The sequence below is a fragment of the Heyndrickxia coagulans DSM 1 = ATCC 7050 genome, from assembly GCF_000290615.1.
GTDB lineage: Bacteria > Bacillota > Bacilli > Bacillales > Bacillaceae_C > Weizmannia > Weizmannia coagulans.
This window is the reverse complement of record NZ_ALAS01000107.1, coordinates 1-19197: the sequence shown is the minus strand read 5'-3', so window position 1 is coordinate 19197 and position 19197 is coordinate 1. Positions and strand designations below refer to the sequence as shown.

20 protein-coding genes are annotated in these 19197 nt (G+C 50.7%); 5 read left to right on the top strand and 15 right to left on the bottom strand.

Going from position 1 to position 19197, the window contains the following annotated elements; all coding sequences use genetic code 11:
- Nucleotides 1-138: 138 nt before the first annotated feature.
- A complete protein-coding gene (fdhD, locus tag IC21_RS05060; protein WP_014097714.1) occupies nucleotides 139-948 on the bottom strand; it encodes a formate dehydrogenase accessory sulfurtransferase FdhD in 810 nt (269 codons plus the stop codon).
- A 241-nt stretch (nucleotides 949-1189) separates the two neighbouring features.
- Here fdhD and fdhF point away from each other — a divergent pair, with 241 nt between their 5' ends.
- Together fdhF and IC21_RS05050 are read left to right on the top strand one after the other, a co-directional pair.
- Nucleotides 1190-4132: a formate dehydrogenase subunit alpha gene (gene fdhF, locus IC21_RS05055; protein ID WP_029141433.1), complete on the top strand. Its 2943-nt coding sequence runs from the start codon at nucleotides 1190-1192 to the stop codon at nucleotides 4130-4132.
- A gap of 15 nt (nucleotides 4133-4147) precedes the next feature.
- Complete coding sequence (locus IC21_RS05050; protein ID WP_017554563.1) at nucleotides 4148-4675, top strand: helical membrane plugin domain-containing protein; 528 nt, start codon at nucleotides 4148-4150, stop codon at nucleotides 4673-4675.
- Nucleotides 4676-4716: 41 nt separating this feature from the next.
- Here IC21_RS05050 and IC21_RS05045 read toward each other — a convergent pair whose 3' ends face one another.
- The 13 genes from IC21_RS05045 to acsA form a co-directional block, all read right to left on the bottom strand.
- Nucleotides 4717-5718, bottom strand: coding sequence for a ThiF family adenylyltransferase (locus IC21_RS05045; protein WP_019720705.1), 1002 nt, complete (start codon nucleotides 5716-5718; stop codon nucleotides 4717-4719).
- 2 nt (nucleotides 5719-5720) lie between these two features.
- Nucleotides 5721-6209 (bottom strand): cyclic pyranopterin monophosphate synthase MoaC, encoded by a 489-nt coding sequence (gene moaC / locus IC21_RS05040; RefSeq protein ID WP_029141434.1) that lies wholly within the window; start codon nucleotides 6207-6209, stop codon nucleotides 5721-5723.
- A gap of 3 nt (nucleotides 6210-6212) precedes the next feature.
- Nucleotides 6213-6443 carry a molybdopterin converting factor subunit 1 gene (gene moaD, locus IC21_RS05035; RefSeq protein WP_013859963.1) on the bottom strand — a complete coding sequence of 77 codons (231 nt, stop codon included), beginning with the start codon at nucleotides 6441-6443 and terminating at the stop codon, nucleotides 6213-6215.
- Entirely contained in the window at nucleotides 6440-6895 is a 456-nt protein-coding gene (locus IC21_RS05030) for a molybdenum cofactor biosynthesis protein MoaE (protein WP_013859964.1), read from the bottom strand. Before IC21_RS05030 ends, moaD begins: the two co-directional genes overlap by 4 nt.
- Nucleotides 6896-6899: 4 nt before the next feature.
- Nucleotides 6900-7382, bottom strand: a complete 483-nt coding sequence (mobB, locus tag IC21_RS05025; RefSeq protein WP_029141435.1) for a molybdopterin-guanine dinucleotide biosynthesis protein B — start codon at nucleotides 7380-7382, stop codon at nucleotides 6900-6902.
- Nucleotides 7342-8634 (bottom strand): molybdopterin molybdotransferase MoeA, encoded by a 1293-nt coding sequence (locus tag IC21_RS05020; RefSeq protein WP_035176064.1) that lies wholly within the window; start codon nucleotides 8632-8634, stop codon nucleotides 7342-7344. The genes mobB and IC21_RS05020 overlap by 41 nt, the downstream gene beginning before the upstream one ends.
- The gene (locus tag IC21_RS05015; protein WP_013859967.1) at nucleotides 8537-9217 is read right to left on the bottom strand and encodes a molybdenum cofactor guanylyltransferase; all 681 of its coding nucleotides are present in this window, start codon (nucleotides 9215-9217) and stop codon (nucleotides 8537-8539) included. The genes IC21_RS05020 and IC21_RS05015 overlap by 98 nt, the downstream gene beginning before the upstream one ends.
- Nucleotides 9214-9714 (bottom strand): MogA/MoaB family molybdenum cofactor biosynthesis protein, encoded by a 501-nt coding sequence (locus tag IC21_RS05010; RefSeq protein WP_013859968.1) that lies wholly within the window; start codon nucleotides 9712-9714, stop codon nucleotides 9214-9216. The genes IC21_RS05015 and IC21_RS05010 overlap by 4 nt, the downstream gene beginning before the upstream one ends.
- A gap of 4 nt (nucleotides 9715-9718) precedes the next feature.
- Nucleotides 9719-10720: a GTP 3',8-cyclase MoaA gene (gene moaA / locus IC21_RS05005; RefSeq protein WP_280136693.1), complete on the bottom strand. Its 1002-nt coding sequence runs from the start codon at nucleotides 10718-10720 to the stop codon at nucleotides 9719-9721.
- 344 nt (nucleotides 10721-11064) lie between these two features.
- Entirely contained in the window at nucleotides 11065-11775 is a 711-nt protein-coding gene (locus tag IC21_RS04995) for a sulfate/molybdate ABC transporter ATP-binding protein (RefSeq protein WP_029141439.1), read from the bottom strand.
- Entirely contained in the window at nucleotides 11735-12454 is a 720-nt protein-coding gene (gene modB / locus IC21_RS04990) for a molybdate ABC transporter permease subunit (RefSeq protein WP_029141440.1), read from the bottom strand. The genes IC21_RS04995 and modB overlap by 41 nt, the downstream gene beginning before the upstream one ends.
- 3 nt (nucleotides 12455-12457) lie before the next feature.
- A complete protein-coding gene (gene modA, locus IC21_RS04985) occupies nucleotides 12458-13246 on the bottom strand; it encodes a molybdate ABC transporter substrate-binding protein (protein WP_029141441.1) in 789 nt (262 codons plus the stop codon).
- 166 nt (nucleotides 13247-13412) lie between these two features.
- On the bottom strand, nucleotides 13413-15131 hold the full coding sequence (gene acsA, locus IC21_RS04980) for an acetate--CoA ligase (protein WP_029141442.1): 1719 nt from the start codon (nucleotides 15129-15131) through the stop codon (nucleotides 13413-13415).
- 224 nt (nucleotides 15132-15355) lie between these two features.
- On the opposite strand from acsA, the gene IC21_RS04975 reads away from it, so the two are divergent.
- Genes IC21_RS04975 through IC21_RS04965 form a run of 3 tightly spaced genes read left to right on the top strand, consistent with a single transcriptional unit; the run spans nucleotide 15356 to nucleotide 17814 of the window.
- A complete protein-coding gene (locus IC21_RS04975; protein WP_029141443.1) occupies nucleotides 15356-15988 on the top strand; it encodes a GNAT family N-acetyltransferase in 633 nt (210 codons plus the stop codon).
- Nucleotides 15989-16015: 27 nt separating this feature from the next.
- Nucleotides 16016-16663, top strand: coding sequence for an acetoin utilization AcuB family protein (locus IC21_RS04970; protein ID WP_013859975.1), 648 nt, complete (start codon nucleotides 16016-16018; stop codon nucleotides 16661-16663).
- Nucleotides 16660-17814, top strand: a complete 1155-nt coding sequence (locus tag IC21_RS04965) for an acetoin utilization protein AcuC (RefSeq protein ID WP_013859976.1) — start codon at nucleotides 16660-16662, stop codon at nucleotides 17812-17814. Before IC21_RS04970 ends, IC21_RS04965 begins: the two co-directional genes overlap by 4 nt.
- A gap of 90 nt (nucleotides 17815-17904) precedes the next feature.
- On the opposite strand, the gene ccpA is transcribed toward IC21_RS04965, so the two are convergent.
- On the bottom strand, nucleotides 17905-18903 hold the full coding sequence (gene ccpA / locus IC21_RS04960) for a catabolite control protein A (protein WP_013859977.1): 999 nt from the start codon (nucleotides 18901-18903) through the stop codon (nucleotides 17905-17907).
- Between the last annotated feature and the right edge of the window lie 294 nt (nucleotides 18904-19197).

The following is a 19197-nucleotide window of genomic DNA, read 5'->3' as shown; positions in this document are numbered from 1 at the left end:
CTTCAAATTCGGTAATGCCCATTTTAACCTTTCCTCATCCGGCAAAGGCCCTGTTCCGTCCCGAAGCACGCCTTCCAGCGTGTCTTCCCGTTTTCTTCCAACCCAAACCGTGCCTTTCCGATCGTATACACCCGGCAATCACCGGGCATGGGCGGCAACACCGGCAATCCGTTCCGGGCAGGTGTAAATATTCATCGACCCGCCGCGGATAAAGCCGATCGTGGTAATGCCGAGTTCTTCAGCGGATTCCAGGGCGAGTGTGGTGGGTGCCGATTTCGATAAAATCACCTCGCAGCCGATTTTCGCTGTCTTCAATAAAATTTCCGAGGAAATGCGCCCGCTGAATGCAAGGATTTTCCCTTTTGTGGAAACCTGATTTTTCAAACAATATCCGTAAATTTTATCAAGCGCGTTATGGCGGCCGATATCCATCCGGCTGACAAGGATCCCGCCGGCATCGCACAGTGCAGCATTATGGACGCCCCCTGTTTTTTTAAACACTTCGGCATTCTCCTGCAATGCTTCCATCAGCCGGAAACAATCATCAACTGTAATCCGGACGTGCACACCGTCCATTTTTTTCGCCGCCAGAGCATCATTGACAAAAACAAACGCCTGCCTGCTCATTCCACAGCAGGAGGTGATATAACGTTTATTTTGCAGCTGTTCGTAATAAGGATTAAGATGATCGGTCCGGACATGGACGAATCCTCCTTTTTCATCCGTCCAGATGTCGCGGATATCTTCATAGCGCCGGACAACCCTTTCCGACACAAGATAACCGACCGCCATGTCCTCGATATATTCAGGTGTGCACACCATCGTCACCCATTCCTGCCCATTCACTTTTAATGTCACCGGGAATTCCGTTGCGACTGTATCCAGCGCCCGTTCGAGCCGCCCGTTCTTGAAACGGAGAATTTCCCTCTGCGTGTCCACATTTTTCATGGGTTCAACAGCCCCCTATCTATAATGTTTTATTTTAAAGGAATCAGATTAAAAACAAAAGCCGCCCGCTCAAATAGGCAAAACATTCTGATGGTTTGTTCATTTTTGCATCAGATGCTAGAATAAAAAAGAGAATGGTAGTTTTATTTTTGCAAAGGATTGGTATAAGTAACAGAGTTGCCGGTTTTTTGTATTCTTTCCTGAAGGCCTGCCTTCACTGTTTGCAAAAGGAGGAAAAGAAATGGAAACCAAATCGATTCACATCACGATTGATGGCCGGGATTATGAAGCCCGCCCCGGCGAGAAAATCATCGATGTGATCAACCGGAATGATATTTTTCATCCACAAATTTGCTATTACCCGGAAGTAGATCCGATCCAAACTTGCGACACGTGTATTGCGGAAGTGAACGGGGAACTGATGCGCACCTGTTCGACGGCGGCGGAGGACGGCATGGTGGTCCACCTCAGCGATGACCGGTCGGAAGCGGCCCGGCATGAAGCGATGGACAGGATTCTCGCCAACCACCTTTTATACTGTACGGTGTGCGACAATAACAACGGCAACTGCATCGTCCACAATACAACGGAAAAAATGGGCATCGAACACCAGAAATATCCGTTTACGCCAAAAACGGACGCAAGCGGGGTCGACTATTCGCACCCGTTTTACCGGTACGACCCGAACCAGTGCATCGCATGCGGGAGATGCGTGGAAGCCTGCCAAAATCTGCAGGTGAACGAAACGCTTTCCATTGACTGGGAAGCAGAACGCCCGCGCGTCATTTGGGATAACGGCGTTCCGATCAACGAATCGTCATGCGTTTCCTGCGGGCATTGCGTCACCGTCTGTCCTTGCAATGCATTGATGGAAAAATCAATGCTCGGCGAGGCAGGCTATTTAACCGGGCTTGAAGAAGACCTGCTTGACCCGATGATTGATCTTGTGAAAAAAGTCGAACCGGGTTACGGCAGCATTTTTGCCATATCCGAAATCGAAGCTTCGATGCGCGAACAGCGCACGAAAAAAACGAAAACCGTTTGCACCTTCTGCGGTGTCGGCTGCACATTTGAAGTATGGACAAAGGGCCGGAAAATTTTAAAAATCGAACCGAAGCATGAAGGACCGGTAAACGCCATCTCCACTTGCATCAAAGGCAAATTCGGCTGGGATTTTGTGAATTCCGATAAGCGGCTGACAAAACCGCTTGTCCGTAAAGACGGAAAATTTGTAGAAACGTCATGGGATGAAGCGCTCAGCGTGGTGGCAAGCCGGCTGAAAGAAATCCATTCCCAATACGGAAAAGATTCCGTCGGTTTTATTTCTTCTTCAAAAGTTGCCAATGAAGAAAACTATTTGATGCAAAAGCTGGCGCGCCAGGTGTTTGAAACCAACAATGTCGACAACTGTTCGCGCTATTGCCAGTCGCCGGCAACGGACGGCCTGCTCAGAACCGTCGGCATGGGCGGCGACAGCGGCACGATTAAAGATATTGCGTCAGCCGGCCTTGTCATGATTGTCGGCGCGAACCCGGCGGAAGCCCACCCGGTCCTTGCGACCCGCATCAAACGGGCCCATAAACTGCACGGCCAGAAACTGATTGTTGCCGATATGCGCAAAAACGAAATGGCAGAGCGCGCCGATCTTTTTATCCATCCGAACCAGGGCACAGACCAGGTATGGCTGATGGCGGTGACAAAATATATCATCGACCAGGGCTGGCATGACCAAAAATTCATCGAGGAAAAAGTGAACTTTTTCGATGAATTTAAAGAAACGCTTGAAAAATACACGCTCGACTACGCTGAAAAGATTACCGGCATCCCGAAGGAAACGCTGGTCCAAATCGCCGAAATGATCCATCAGGCAGACGGGACATGTATCCTCTGGGGCATGGGCGTCACGCAAAATACAGGCGGTTCCGATACGTCCGCCGCTATTTCCAATCTGCTCCTTGCCACCGGAAACTACGCGCGCCCGGGTACAGGCGCTTATCCGTTGCGCGGGCATAACAATGTGCAAGGCGCATGCGATATGGGCACGCTGCCGGGATGGCTGCCGGGCTACCAGCATGTGGAGGATGATGCGGCACGCGAAAAATTTGAAAAAGCGTACGGCGTCAAAATCAGCAACAAACCGGGGCTGAACAATATTGAAATGCTGCATTCGATTGCAGCCGGGCAGTTAAAAGCCATGTATATCATCGGCGAAGACATGGCGCTTGTCGACTCCGACGCCAACCATGTTAGCGAGGAACTTTCCAATCTTGACTTTCTTGTCGTCCAGGATGTCTTTTTCTCAAGGACGGCCCAATATGCGGATGTTGTTTTGCCTGCAGCCCCGTCGCTTGAAAAAGAAGGCACCTTTACAAACACGGAACGCCGTGTGCAACGGATGTACCAGGCACTCCCGGCTTTGGGCGAATCCAAACCGGACTGGTGGATTATCCAGGAAGTGGCAAAACGGCTCGGCGCAGACTGGCATTACAGCCACCCGGGCGAAATATTTGCCGAAATGGCCAGCCTGGCTCCGCTGTTTGCACAGGCGGACTACGACAAATTGGAAGGCTGGAACAGTTTCCTTTGGGGAAGCCTTGATGGCGCCAATACCCCGCTTCTTTACAAGGACGGCTTCCCGTTCCCGGACGGCAAAGCGCGGTTTGCCCTGACAGACTGGGTAAAACCGGCTGAATTTCCGGAACAATACGATTTGCATATTAATAACGGCCGGATGCTGGAACAGTTCCACGAAGGCAACCTGACCAATAAATCGGAAGGCATCGAATCAAAAGTTCCAGGCGTATTTGTTGAAGTGTCACCGGAGCTTGCAAAAGAACGCAATCTCGACACCGGAGACCTTGTCCGCGTCACTTCCCCGTTCGGATCGCTGAAACTGCATGTGCTGGTTACAGACCGCGTGCAGGGCAATGAGCTGTACTTGCCGATGCACTCGACAGAAAAGGAATCGGCGATCAACTTCTTAACCGGGCCGATTTACGATAAGCGGCAAAGCACACCGGCGTTTAAACAAACGAAAGTGAAGATGGAACTGATCCAAAAAGGTGGGAAGCCGCCGCTGCCAAAAACAAACCACCGCGATAAGAAACGCAATCCTACACGCGGCGTGGAAGTCGAACGGAAATGGCAGCGCGAAGGCTATCAACCATTAACAGACGTACGCTAAGGGAGGGAAAAAAGGATGGCCGCTCCGATCACAGAGATTGTAAAACAGCAGCCGGCGGAAGAAGAAATCACCCGGCAAAAGCTCGAGGAATTGGAAAAACTGGTTGCCGATCATAAAGATGCGTTTGAAAATTTGATCCGCCTGATCGATGATTTCAATGATACCGGTGCACTGGAAGCCGCAAATGCAATGATTCTCGCAAAAAACGATATTTTAAAAATCGTCCTCGAGCAATTGTCCCGGGAACAGGTCGTCAACCTGATCAACATGCTGCTCGGCACGGCCGGCGTCTTTATGAAAGCCGACCACGACCTTATTATCCACTTGATGAACGGTGTATCATCAGGCTTTGATGAAGGCAAGCAATTCATTGGCTCGGAGGAAAAAGTGACATTGTTCGGGCTGCTGAAATCGTTGAGCGACCCGGACGTCAACCGGGCAGTCGGTTTCGCCATTTCCTTTTTGAAAGGCATGGGAAAAGCGCTCCAGGAACCGGTGCCGAAAAAAGAAGACGTGGATCATGAAACATTGGCAAATATTTAACGCCATTCAAAAAGGAAGCACGGAAATGCGTGCTTCCTTTTTCATTGAAAATATTTTTGATAAAGCGAACGGGCCTCTCTCTTATCTTTCGTCCCGTGAATGAGCATCCTCCCGTCCGGAAATAAAACCGTCCGGTGGCCTTCAAGCGCAGTGATCATTAAGTAGCCGTTATATTGCACGGCAGCACCGCCCGCTTTCATCTCCCGCGCCATGTTTTCAAGCTCGAACGTGCCCGGATGGCGGATTTGGACTGTATCCCGCCCGCACAATACATCGGCGGATGATTGGGATTGAAGGGCCGGATAGACCGGATGCCCTCCGCATGACGGGCAGTCCTTATTTTTCATTTTTCCTGCTTTGATAAAATGGTGTTCGCCCTGCCAAATATCAAACACGGCAACAGATGGTCGCGGCTTTTCCCCGGAAAGCAGCTTTAAAGCCTCTGTTGTCTCATAAGCCGCGGTCATTTGCACAGCCGGCGCGATAATGCCCGCTGTATCGCACGTCGCGTGGTAAGCGGGGAGATGGCCAATCAGGCAGCGGAGGCAAGGCGTTTCGTCGGGAATAATGGGAAACGAAACACCGCAGCTGCCAACGCAGGAGCCGTAAATCCACGGAATCCGGTATTTTTGCGCCAGGTCATTCACATAAAAGCGCGTCTCAAAATTATCGGTCCCGTCAATGATCACATCAACGCCTTCTTCCAAAACAGAAAGAAATTTCGAGTCAAATGCATCGATCACATGCGCCTCGATCCGGATGGTGCTGTTGATGGCTTCAAGCCGTTTTTTTGCGGCGATGGCTTTTGGCAAATGGGTGCGCGCATCTTCCTCACAATACAAATTTTGCCGCTGCAAATTCGATTCATCGACATAGTCACGATCCACAATCGTGATTTTTCCGGCGCCCGCCCGCGCCAAGCTTTCCGCAACAGCGGAGCCGAGCGCGCCGGCGCCAATGATCAGCACATGGCCTTTTGAAATGTTTTGCTGCCCGTTTTCAGCGATCGGGGCAAACAGCATTTGCCGGGAATACCGTTCCATGCTCATTCCTCCTGCCTGATATAATGCCCGCTTTTTCCGCCTGTTTTTTCGATCAGATAGGTCGGCCCGATGACCATGCCTTTGTCCAGTGCCTTGCACATATCATAAACGGCCAGCGCGCATACGGACGCCGCTGTCAAAGCTTCCATTTCCACGCCCGTTTGCCCTTTCGTTTTGGCCATCGCTTCGATATCAAGGCTGTACCCGTCTTCCTGTTCGTGCCAGCTGAACGAAATGTCAACGCCTGTTAAAGGCAAGGGGTGGCACATCGGAATGACATCCGCCGTTTTTTTTGCGCCCATAATGCCGGCTACCTGTGCGACGGCAAGCACGTCCCCTTTTTTGATTTTAAAGTTTGTAATCTGTTCATAGACTTCCTTTGACACGATCACACTGCTTTTTGCGCGCGCCGTCCTGGCGGTTTCCGGTTTTGCCGTTACATCGACCATTTTGGCGCGGCCCTGTTCGTTCATATGCGTCAAGTTTCCCATCTTTCAACCTCCGCTGACCGGCGGGATGAGGGCAACGGTATCGCCGCTATGGACCATTTCCTCATCGCGGGCAAATTCTTCGTTCACGGCCACCATAACTGCATCCTGCTGCAAAATCCCTTTTTCCGCAAGCGCCTGGCGCAGTTCGGCGACCGTCATTTTTTCGCAGTTGATGTCCATTTCAGAACGGCCGGCCTGTTCTTTTAAATGGGCAAATAACAATACTTTAATCATCGTTCAAACGCCTCCGGTGCCCCTGATTCATAGAAAACCGTTTCCTTTTGGTTGCCGACCCACATTTCGCCGTTTTCCCAATGTTCTTTTTTCCAGATCGGCACCATTTCTTTGATTCTTTCAATCGCGTACCGGTTTGCCCGGTAAGCCTCATCCCGGTGCGGGGCGGAAACCGCAATGGCAACCGCAATGTCGGAGATGCCGAGGCGCCCGGTCCGGTGCACGATCGCCGTTTTGGCTTCCGGGAACTGCTGCCGGATTTCCGTACCGATTTGTTCCAGCTTTTTCCGGGCCATCGGTTCGTATGCTTCATATTCCAGATACAATGTTTTCTTTCCTTTTGTCATTTCCCGGACAGTACCGATAAAAGTGACAATGGCGCCTGCATTCCGGTCGGCAACAGCCTGGATCAGTTTGGAAACATCCACCGGTTCTTTTACAATTTCAAACATCTTTTCACCCCTTTAAAAACGCTTCAACCCATTCGACGCAGCTTTTCCGGTCAGAGAGTTTCATGCAGCCGGATAATGCCGGATTCAGGCTGAAGGCGGCCCGCACATTCGTCAGGCTGAGCAAATCCCTGTCTTGTTCATCACGCAGGCAGACCACTTTCGGATAAGGCGCGTATTTGTAGCCTTCTATCAGCAGCAAATCAAGCGGCAATGCCTCGTACCAGCCGATGAGCTGCTCCAGTGAGAGCCCTTGATCGGCACGAACGGCGAGGACAAACAAGCCGTCCCCTTCCACCCCGGCTGCCCGGGCACCCGCTTCAAAGTGCCGCGTGGAATCTTTGCCGGGAGCGAGCAACGGCTTCCCGCCATGGCCGTGGTGTTTCAGTGTTCCGACCCGGTATCCGTTATCCGCCAAAGCCCGTGTCCAAAGTTCGGCAAGGGCGGTTTTACCGCTGTCTTTGCGGCCTGCGATCTGTAATATTTTCATCCCAAAGAGGCGCCCCTTCCCCGTCTTCCAGCATCAGCACATCCACCATGGTCCCTTTTGTAAAACCGCGGGACCCGCCCGGCAGCACAATCAACGCATCCGCTTCTATTAAAGAGGAAACAATATTCGATTTGTCCCTTCTTACCGGAAGCGCGTGCAGCAGGCCTTCCTGATAAGAAAGTTTGGCGCGGACAAAACGGGTGAACGGGTTTGGTTTCGGGAAATCCTCCCCAAGTACAGCCTGCGTTTTTTTCAAATAAACATTTCGTTCGCCAAGCATCGTTTTTAAGTACGGGCGGACGAACAGTTCAAAACCGACGTAGCAGGCGGACGGATTGCCGGAGAGGCCGAAAAGGATTTTCCCGTCCAATTCGGCCGCCGATGTCACGCTCCCCGGGCGCATCGCCACTTTATTGAATAAAAGCGTTGCCCCCAGCTTTTCGTAGACATTCGGAATATAGTCAAAATCGCCGACCGAAACGCCGCCCGTTGTCATGACGATATCCGCTTCCTTAACCGCCTGCCTAACCGCTTCATATGTTTCCTCGAAATCATCCTTCACAAGCCGGTAAAAAACCGGTTCGCCCCCGGCGCGGATGATTTGCCCCCAGAGCATATAGGCATTGCTGTTGCGGATTTTCCCTTTTTCGAGCGGCTCGCCGGCTTCGAGCAGCTCCGTCCCCGTTGCAATAACGGCGGCTTTCGGTTTTTTTGTGACCGGCACTTCTGTATATCCGAAAGTTGCAAGCGCCGCCATTACGCCCGGATTAACGAGCGTGCCTTTCGGGACAAGCACTTCGCCTTTTTTCATATCTTCGCCAATGCCGACAATGTTCTCACCGGGCCGGACTTTCCGTTTAATCTGCACAAATGTTTTCCCGTTCTGCACCACTTCTTTTGTGAGCTCCACCATGATCACGGCATCTGCCCCGTCCGGGATGGCGGCGCCGGTCATGATTTTCACGGCCTGATTCGGCTTTATCCCTTCATCCCATGTAAAACCTGCCCCGATTGTGGCGACAACTTCAAGGAGAACGGGGTGGTCCGCGCCCGCTTCAAGTGTGGATCCGGAAAAAATCGCATACCCGTCATACGGCGACCGTTTAAACCACGGCACGTCATGGGTTGCAGCCAAATCATCGGAAAGCACCCGGTTAAAACTGCTCTGAATCGGCACAAGCTCCTTTTCGCCTGCAAGCGGATGGGCCATCACTTTGCGGATGGCCTCCGCCACTTTGATTGGTTTTCTCATCAACATCACCGGCTTCTTTTTGTTGTAAAATATAATCTTCTTTTGTATTGATATTGGCAAACGCCTTTTCCTGCGCAAAATCGATAAATTTCAGGCGGCAGCGTTCAAAAAGCGCCCGCATGCTGAGGCGGCCTGTTTCAAGCTGCTCCCTTACTTTTTCTTTCACCCTGTTGTGAAAAACGGCAACGAGCGGCTGGATTCTCCCCTCTGCCCGGGCCACGATGGCGTCATATGCCGGATCGCGTTCTTGAAGCAGCCGGGCAACCGTTCTTTTTCCGATCCACGGCGTATCGCACGGCAACACAGCGTACCACTGGGCGTCCACTGCGAGCATCGCCGAATAAATGCCGGCGAGCGGGCCTTTTCCGCGGTAGCGGGGAAGATCGAAAATCACCTCAATCGGCCGGTTGCGCGGGATTTTTTCCGCAAGCCCGGGCCGCGCTACCACAATGATCGCCCCAGTTCCGGCGAGCGCATCCACGCTACGTGCGACCATCTCTATGCCGCCGATTTTCGCAAGCGATTTTTCGCCGCCGAACCGGCTCGACTTCCCGCCTGCCAGAACAATTCCGGCTGTATTCATTGCCGGCTGAGCTCCCAGACAATATGCTTTAATTCCGGCAAAATGAGTTTTTTCATGGCAAGGGACACGGCGTTGCTGGAGCCCGGCATTGAAAATACGGCTTTTTTCCCGATTGTGCCGGCAAGCGCTTTGCTGAGCATCGAGGCGCTTCCGATTTCTTCATAACTTAAATAGCGGAACAGCTCGCCAAAACCGGGCATTTCTTTATCGAGGAGCGGCCGGACCGATTCCACTGTAACATCCCTTTTCGTAAAGCCGGTGCCGCCGTTCAGCAAAATGGCATTGGTGGTTTCTTTCGTCTGTAAAACCGCCTGCCTGATTTCGTCCGCTTCATCTTTAACGATGCTGTATTCCGCAGCTTCCATCCCTTCCTGTTTTAACAAATCTATCATCAGCCTGCCGCTTTTGTCTGTTTCTTCCGTCCGGGTATCGGAAACGGTGATCACTTTGCACAGCACCGGAAGATCAGCCTGTTGTTTATGTTCTTTCGTGCTCAATCCTTTACCCTCCAATATACGACATTTCGATCCGTTTTCCTCTAAAAGTCGGGTTTTTTCCCCGTTCTTGTGAGTAGCGGTCCGCCCGGTTCTGCCATATGCCTGCAATGCGGGCAGCCAGCACTTCATCGCTTGCCCCTTCCCTTATGGCGCCAAGCAGGTCCGTGCCTTGTGCGGCAAACAGGCAGGTGTATATTTTCCCGTCTGCCGACAGCCGCAAGCGCGTGCAGTCGCCGCAAAAAGGCTGGGATACGGATGAAATGAACCCGACTTCTGTATCCGTCCCTTTGTAACGGTACCGTTTGGCAACTTCCCCGTAATAATTTTCTTTCAACGGTTCAAGCGGCATTTCTTTTGAAATCATGTTGAGAATTTCTTTGCTGGTCACGACTTCATCCAGCTTCCATTCGTTCAGGGAGCCGACATCCATAAATTCGATAAAACGGAGGGAAATCCCTTTTTCCTTGAAATAGGCGGCCATCGGTACAATTTGCGAATCGTTCATCCCTTTTTTGACCACCATATTCACTTTAACTTTGATGCCCTGGCGGATGGCTTCCTCCATCCCTTCCAAAATTCTTGCCGGTTTTGCCCCGACGCCGTTGATGGCCGGAAAGATTTCCGGATCGAGGGCATCCAGGCTGACATTGATGCGCGAAAGGCCGGCCTTTTTTAACGGTGCGGCATATCGTTTCAACAGAAAGCCGTTCGTTGTCACCGATAAATCTTCAAGGCCGCTGATTTGATGGAGCATGGCCACAAGCTGATCGATGTCTTTCCGCAGCAAAGGCTCCCCGCCCGTCAGCCGGATTTTCCGGACGCCAAGGGATACAAAAAGTCTCGCAAGGCGCGTGATTTCTTCAAATGTCATGAGTTCGGACCGGTTCATAAAACAATATTTCTGGCCGTTATCGGCAGGCATGCAGTACGTGCAACGGAAATTGCAGCGGTCCGTTACCGAAATCCGCAAATCCAAAAGCGGCCGGTTCAGCTTATCGGTCAGCATGTTCTCCATCATCTCCGTTTTAAATTCTGTTTCTCTGTTAAAAATGCATTTGCCAAATGTTTGCAGGCGCCCGGCTGCCATTCTTAATCGCCAAAGTTCCCATGCCCGTCGTAAGGCGCACGCACTGGCCACGGTTTGTCATGCCGCGGGAACCCGGGCATCCTGCCGGGCGGCCCACCGCTTTCTTCGGTCCCCGGTTCTGCTTCCACGGTTCCGGGCATCTTGCCGGGCGCACACCGCTTTCTTTGTCCACGGTTGCCATGTTTGCCTGAAGCATGCCGCTTCTTTGAGAGGAATCCGGGCATTTTACCGGACGGCACGCCTTTTTCTTTGGTCCCCGGCTTTCATGTTCTGGTTCCGCACTTCCGGGCATCTTGCCGGGCGGCGTGTTTCAGCACTTCGTTTTTCGGGCCCGCCTGCAATACTTTCCCGTTTCTGTACAAAATGACATTGTCGCAAAGCAGATCGGCTTCTGCCATATTGTGGGTAACCAGTAAAACGGCCCCGTGAAAATGATCGTGAAGAAACGATAAAAATTCTTCCATCACAAGTTCCTTCGTGTCCGGGTCCAATGCGGAAAAAGGTTCATCCAAAAGCAGGCAGGAGGGCTCCGTGATGAGCGTCCTTGCAAGCGCCACACGCTGCTTTTGCCCGCCGGACAGTTCAGCAGGGTAGCGGTTTTCAAAACCTTCCATTTTGATTTTTTTTAGAAAAGCAGCCGTCTTCTCTTCTATTTCCTTTTTTGGCCGCCCCTTTAAACCAAATGCAAGATTTTGTTTTACCGTTAAATGCGGAAAAAGGGCGTAATGTTGGAACATATAGCCCGTATGGCGGTGCCGCGTCTTGATATCCATATGCTTTTCCTTATCAAATAATATCCGGCCGTTTAGTTCAATCTTTCCTTCATCGGGCTTGTCGATCCCCGCAATGCACTCCAGCGTCAGGCTTTTGCCGCTTCCGGACGGCCCTAAAATGCCGGTGACGCCGGGGCCCGCTTCAAATGCGGCATCCAGCTCAAATTCCGGAAATGTTTTTTTTATGTTTATGCGGAGCATGCCTGCTGCCACCCCTTCCCATCTTTTTTTCCATCCGCTTCATGCCGTATAAGACAGCCAGCGATAAAAACGTCATGATCGCAACGAGGAGCCCTGCCGTCCGTTCATCCCCGTTCATCAGGCAATTGTAAATGGCAATGGACATCGTTTCCGTTTTTCCCGGAATGCTGCCGGCCACCATTAACGTTGCCCCGAAGTCGCCGAGGGCGCGTGCAAATGCAAGCATGACGCCGCTTGTGAGCCCCCGCCATGATAAAGGGATCATGACAGAAAAAAAGATATTCCATTCCGTCCGCCCCAAAAGGCGTGCGGCATGAAGGAGCGATTCATCAATACTGGCAAAAGCCGTGCGCGCCGACTGGATGAAAAATGGAAGGGATACGCACATTGCCGCAATGACCGCTCCTGTTTGCGTAAATACAATCGTCACTCCGAATTGTTGTTCAAGAAACCGGCCGAACACACTTTGCCTTCCGAGGATCACGAGCAGATAATAGCCAAGCACGGTCGGCGGCAGCACAATCGGAAGCGTCAGCAAAGCGTCTGCCACATCCGTCGCTTTTCCCTCCGACCGGCTTAAAAGATAGGCTGCCAACAGTCCGGGGATAAGGGAAAAAACAGTTGAAAGCAATGCCACTTTAAAAGACAGATAGATGGGAAATAAATCGACCTGCCCCACTTGCTACTGCCCCGCAGACACTGCATAGCCGTATTTTTTCATCGTATTTTGCGCTTCCCTGCCGGCTAAATAATGCACAAATTTCTTCGCAATTTCCTGCTTTTTCGAGCTTTTCACAACCGCTGCCGTCTGTTTCAGCGGATTGTACAGGCTGCTTGAAATGCTGGCAATAGCCAGCTTTTCACCTTGCGCAAGAGAAAGAGAAACGATGCCGGCTTCTGTATTTCCCGATTTTACGTATGTGAGGGTATCTGAAATATTTTTGGCGTAAACCAATTTTGATTTCACTTCATCCCAAATCCCCGCTTTTTGAAGCGCTTGTTTTGCCGCCAATCCGTATGGCGCTGTTTCCGGGTTGGCAATGGCAATTTTTTTCACCTCAGGGCGGGTTAAATCTTTAAGGCTGCGGATGGAAAGATGGCTGCCCTGTTTGGCGGCAATCCCGATTTTCCCGTATGCGTAGACGGTTTTTGTGCCAGGAACGAGCATGTTTTTATCCGCCAGCTGGTTGACGTAATCCGCGTTCGCCGCCGCAAACACATCATACGGCGCGCCGTTTTCAATTTGCTGCTCTAGCTCGCCGGATGCGGCAAAAACAAGTTTCACCTTGATGCCGGTCTGTTTTTCAAACTGTTTGCTGATTTGCCGGAAAGATTTTGTCAAATCTGAAGCTGCCGCCACATTGATTTCTGTTTGTTTCGATTGCTTCTTGGCTGAGCCGGATGCACTCCCTTGTGCGGAACAGCCCGCAAGCAGGAAAAGGCAAAGCAACGTCATACCGAACCTTTTCATATTGAACACCAACCTTACACTCTTATAAAAGGATATGTTTTTATGATAACGGAATATTTTTTCTTTCTCAATTTTTTCACTTACCCGGGGATTTTTCCACTGTTCTGTATCAATGAAACCTTTAGACGAAAAAACCGGGCAGCATTAAGGCTGTCCGGTTTCGTACTCAATCTTCCATTGTCGAAAGGTCCCCGGCCGGCAGATCCAGTTCCCAGGCTTTCAGGACGCGGCGCATGATTTTCCCACTCCGGGTTTTCGGCAGTTTTTCGCAAAACTCGATTTCCCGCGGCGCGGCATGGGCAGCCAACCCTTTTTTCACAAATTGGCGGATTTCTTCCTTCATCTCATCTGACGGTTCGTATCCATCCCTTAAAGCGATAAAGGCTTTAATAATTTCGCCGCGGACCGGATCCGGCTTGCCGATGACGCCGGCTTCCGCAACGGCCGGATGTTCGATCAGTTTGCTTTCCACTTCAAACGGCCCGACCCGCTCGCCGGACGTCATGATGACATCGTCCACGCGGCCCTGGAACCAGAAATAGCCGTCCTCGTCCATATAAGCCGAGTCACCGGAAACGTACCAGCCGTTCGGGAAAAAGTAAGATTCATATTTTTGCGGGTTGTTCCAGATGGCACGCATCATGGAAGGCCAGCCTTTTTTAATGGCGAGATTGCCCATCCGGTTCGGCGGAAGCGGATTTCCCTGGTCATCAACAATGGCCGCTTCAATGCCAGGAAGCGGTTTCCCCATCGATCCCGGTTTGATATCCATGCAAGGATAGTTGCAGATCAGCTGTGCGCCGGTTTCCGTCATCCACCATGTATCATGGATGCGGAGCCCGAATACTTCATTGCCCCAGCGGATCACTTCCGGATTCAGCGGTTCACCGACACTTAAAATATGGCGCAATGTCGAGAGGTCATATTGGTTAATGATTTCATTGCCGGCCCCCATCAGCATCCGGAACGAAGTCGGGGCGCTGTACCAAACGGTGACGCCGAACCGTTCAATCGTTCTGTACCACGCTGCCGGGCTGAAGCGGCCGCCGACAACGACGTTTGTTGCGCCGTTTAACCATGGCGCAAACATGCCGTAAGAAGTTCCCGTTACCCATCCCGGGTCTGCCGTGCACCAGTAAATATCATCTTCTTTTAAATCAAGCACCCATTTTCCCGTCTGGTAATGCTGGATCATGGCATTATGGACATGGAGGACGCCTTTTGGCTTTCCGGTTGAACCGGACGTATAGTGGAGGATCAGCCCGTCTTCCCGGTCAACCCATTCGATTTCCAGTTTATCGGAAGCTTCGTTAAAATATTTCAGGTAGTCTTTGTACTTTCCTTCTTCTTTGACATTTTCCCCGACAACAAAGATGGTTTCCAATGCCGGAAGCTGGCCGGCCGGGACACGCCCGACAAGGTCAGGGGTTGTCACAAGCACTTTCGCTTCACTGTCTTCAAGGCGGTCTTTTACAGCCCCTTCCATAAACGCTTCAAACAGCGGGCCGACAATGGCGCCGAGCTTGATGGCGCCAAGCATGGCAAAATACAGTTCCGGAGAGCGCGGCATAAAGATGAAAACACGGTCACCTTTTTGGACGCCCGCTTTTTCTTTTAAAACATTTGCCGCCTTGTTTGTCAGCCTTTTTATTTCATAGTAAGTATATTTCTCGTTGCGTGAATCACTTAAGTACATAAGCGCTACTTTATTTTTGCGGGAGCTTTCCGCATGTTTGTCAATGGCTTCATACGCCAGGTTGACACGCCCTGTTTCATACCATGAAAAATTTTTCTCGGCGTCTTTCCAGCTGAACGTTTTGCGGGTTTCTTCATAGTTTTTCAGATTGAAATCCCCTTGTACGGTTGGTAACGCTTCCAGTTTCATGTAAGGTCCCCCTTTGTTTAGATTCACACATTTATTATATATGAAAACTGTTTTATTCACAATTTAAAACTTCTTTCCGCAAATGCCACCATTGTGAACAATTCTGGAATTTCCCTTTTTCCATATTGTTTTTGTTCTGTAAACATGAGATGATGAAATTGTGAAATGAACGGTCATTCATCATACTGTTTTTTTCTTTGATTTGTTCAAGGGATGGTGGAAAAATGGAACATAAGAAAACATATTATGCTATCGAATTGCCTACAAAAGCAGGGCCGCTTGTGATTGAAGGGCCGGTTCCCGGGAAAAGGCTTGCGGAAATGGAATTCCATGAAGACTTAAAAGCTTTCCGCCCCGCGCCGAAACAGCATGCTGCCCTGATTGAAATTGCCGACCTACCGGAGGGGAGGATCATTCTGGCACGCAGCGGCAATACAATCGTCGGCTATGTCACGTTTCTTTTCCCGGACCCGCTCGAACGCTGGTCAGAGGGCCATATGGACAATCTTCTCGAACTCGGCGCAATCGAAGTCATTCCGGAATACCGGGGATGCGCTGTCGGCAAGCATTTGCTGAAAGTCTCCATGATGGACGACGCGATGGAAGATTATATTATTATCACGACCGAATATTACTGGCACTGGGATATGAAAGGAACCGGCCTGAACGTATGGGAATACCGGAAGATGATGGAAAAAATGATGGCAGCAGGCGGCTTGAAATGGTTCGCCACGGACGATCCCGAAATTTGCTCGCATCCGGCAAACTGCCTAATGGTGCGGATCGGGAAAAGAGTCGATCAGGAATCGATTGAAAAATTTGACCGGATCCGCTTTAAAAACCGGTATATGTACTAAAACTTCGGCAAAAGGGGATGGGTAAAGATGATTGTGGAAGAAATCATGCAAAAAGACGTCAAGACGCTGTCGCCCCGGCATACCGTACAGGACGCGCTAAAATTGATGCAGAAGGAACAGATCCGCCATATCCCGTTGCTCGACCAAAACGGCAAACTGTGCGGGGTCGTCACTGAACGTGACATCAAGGAAGTGGCGCCCAATCCGTTTTTCCCGGGCGAGCAGCTGGAAAAACTTTCGCTGCCGCTTGAAAAAATTATGAAAACGGACCTTTTGACAGGGCATCCGCTCGACTTTATCGAAGACATTGCCGCGCTCATGAATGACAACCGGATCGGCTGCCTGCCGATTCTTGAAAACGGGCAACTGGCCGGGATTGTGACAGGGACCGATCTGCTTCAGACTTTTGTCGATCTGACCGGCGCAGGGCATCCGAGTTCGCAGATTGAAATCCGCACCCGCAACCGGACCGGCATCCTGCGCGATATTACCGAAATCATATACGAACATCATCTGAATATTTTAAGTGTGCTGATTTACCCCGACCGTAAAAATGAGGAAAACCGTGTGCTCGTGTTCCGGGTCAGCACGATGAATCCGGTGTCCCTCATTACGCATTTGAAGGAGGCCGGCTATGAAGTACTCTGGCCGAATATGCCGGGGATGCCGCGATGAAAGATGCTGTTTTCGTCTATTCCGCCGATTTGCTGGCTTACCGTTTCCGCGATGACCACCCGTTTAATCAGATGCGGCTCCAATTGGTAAAAGAGCTGCTCGAAACGATCGGGGCTTTAAGCGGGGAGGATATCGTCAAACCGCGGAAAGCTGCTGATGAAGAACTGTTGCTTATCCATGACCCGTCTTATGTGGAAGCCGTAAAACTGGCCGGCCATGGAAAACTTGATCCGGTCAAAGCTGAAAATTACGGGCTCGGGACAGAAGACACCCCTGTTTTTCCGAATATGCACGAAGCAAGCGCTTTAATCGCTGGCGGCACATTGCAGGCAGCCGAAGAAGTGATGTCGGGGAGGGCGCGGCATGCCTTGCACCTTGGTGGTGGGCTGCATCACGGATTCCGCGGCAAAGCTTCCGGATTTTGCATCTATAACGATACGGCGATTGCAATCAAATATTTGCGCAAACAATACGGCGCGCGCGTTCTTTATGTGGACACGGATGCCCACCACGGCGACGGCGTGCAGTGGGCTTTTTACGATGATGAAAATGTTTGTACGTTTTCCATCCATGAAACAGGCCGTTACCTTTTCCCCGGCACCGGTAATGTCAACGAATGGGGAACGGGAAAAGGATATGGCTATTCTTTCAATATTCCTTTGGATGCGTTTACAGAAGACGAATCATGGCTGGAATGTTATTCAAAAGCATTGGAAGAAATCGCCGCATATTTCAAGCCGGATGTACTGGTCACGCAAAACGGGGCGGACGCCCATTATTATGACCCGCTCACCCATTTGTCCGCGACGATGAACATTTACCGCGAAATTCCGAAACTGGCCCACAAAATTGCGCACGAATATTGCGAAGGCCGGTGGATTGCAACCGGCGGGGGCGGCTATGACATTTGGCGGGTCGTGCCGCGGGCCTGGTCACTCATTTGGCTGGAAATGGCGGAAAAGGCAGGCGGAGGCGGAGAGATCCCTGCTGCATGGCTCGAAAAATGGCAAAAAATCTCCCCCTACCCCCTGCCTGAAAGATGGGACGACCCGGAAGGTTTATACCGCCCGATCCCGCGCAAACCGGAAATTGAAGAAAAAAACCGGCTTGTGCTGAACCGGTTGCTGCAATTCATTAAACAAACAAAATAAAAAGCCGGCCCTGCCAGACCATTCTGGCAGCACCGGCCTTAATTTTATTCGTTTCAATGGTGCGCAGCGTTTTACGCCCATGCTGCTTTTTTATTTTGTCGAATTCCGGTACTCCACGCGGTGCGGCAGGATGACCTGGTTTTCCGTTACGGTTTCTTTGTTCATGTATTTCGTCAAAAGCCGCATGGAAACAGCACCGATATCATACAACGGCTGGACAACGGAAGTCAGCTGCGGGCGCACCATTTCAGCGAGACGCGTATTATCGGAAGAAACGACTTCCAGCTGTTCCGGAATGTTGACGCCGGCATCAAGGGCGCCGTGGATTACGCCGAGTGCCATTTCATCGTTTCCGACAAACACGGCCGTAGGGGTCTTGTCCAATTCCTGAAGCCGTTGCCATGCTTCTATGCCGGATTCATATGTATAGTCCCCTTCCAGCACATAATCCTCATTGAATTCGATGCCTGCGTTACGGAGCGCTTCTTTGTATCCTTCCAGGCGCAATTCGCGGTTGACCGCATCATGCAGCGGCCCGATTACCAATGCAATCTCCTTATGGCCTTTTTTGGCAAATTCGCTGATCACTTCAATGGTCGCTTTTTTATAATCGATATTAACGGACGGAATTTTCCCCGTAGGTTCAATCGACCCGGCGAGTACGATCGGGACTGAAGATTTTTCAAATTCCTCAATATGCTCTTCCGTAATATTCCCGCTCATAAACACAATGCCGTCCACCTGTTTGCCGAGCATCGTGTTCAAAAGGCGCAGTTCCTTTTCCTTATTTTGGTCGGAATTGCTTAAAATAATATTGTATTTGTACATCGTCGCGATATCTTCAATCCCGCGGGCAAGTTCCGCATACAGCATATTCGACACATCCGGGATAATGACGCCCACGGTTGTCGTCTTTTTGCTGGCGAGGCCGCGCGCAACCGCATTCGGGCGGTAGCCGAGCCGGTCGATCACTTCGAGCACTTTCTTCCTTGTTGTCGGTTTCACATTCGGGTTTCCGTTAACGACCCGCGAGACCGTTGCCATGGAAACGTTGGCTTCACGGGCAACATCATAAATCGTAATATTCATCTTTCAATCACTCTCCAATATACAAGTCCTGTTCATAGTTTTCACCAATCAGCCTGTCTTAAACAAAGAAATGTAAGGCTTTTTCCTCTGGTGTATCGTACAAAAAAATGCCCAAACACGATCGCGTTCGACACTTTTATCGGTTCATTAGACTTCTCATTATACCATATATGATAAGCCAGGCAAAAACTTCCTGCAAGGTTTGCAGTTCTGAAGAGTAAATTCATCAATTTTTAGATGTTTTATGATAAAATGACTTATCCACATTTAGAAAATTTTTCCATCTATTTTTTC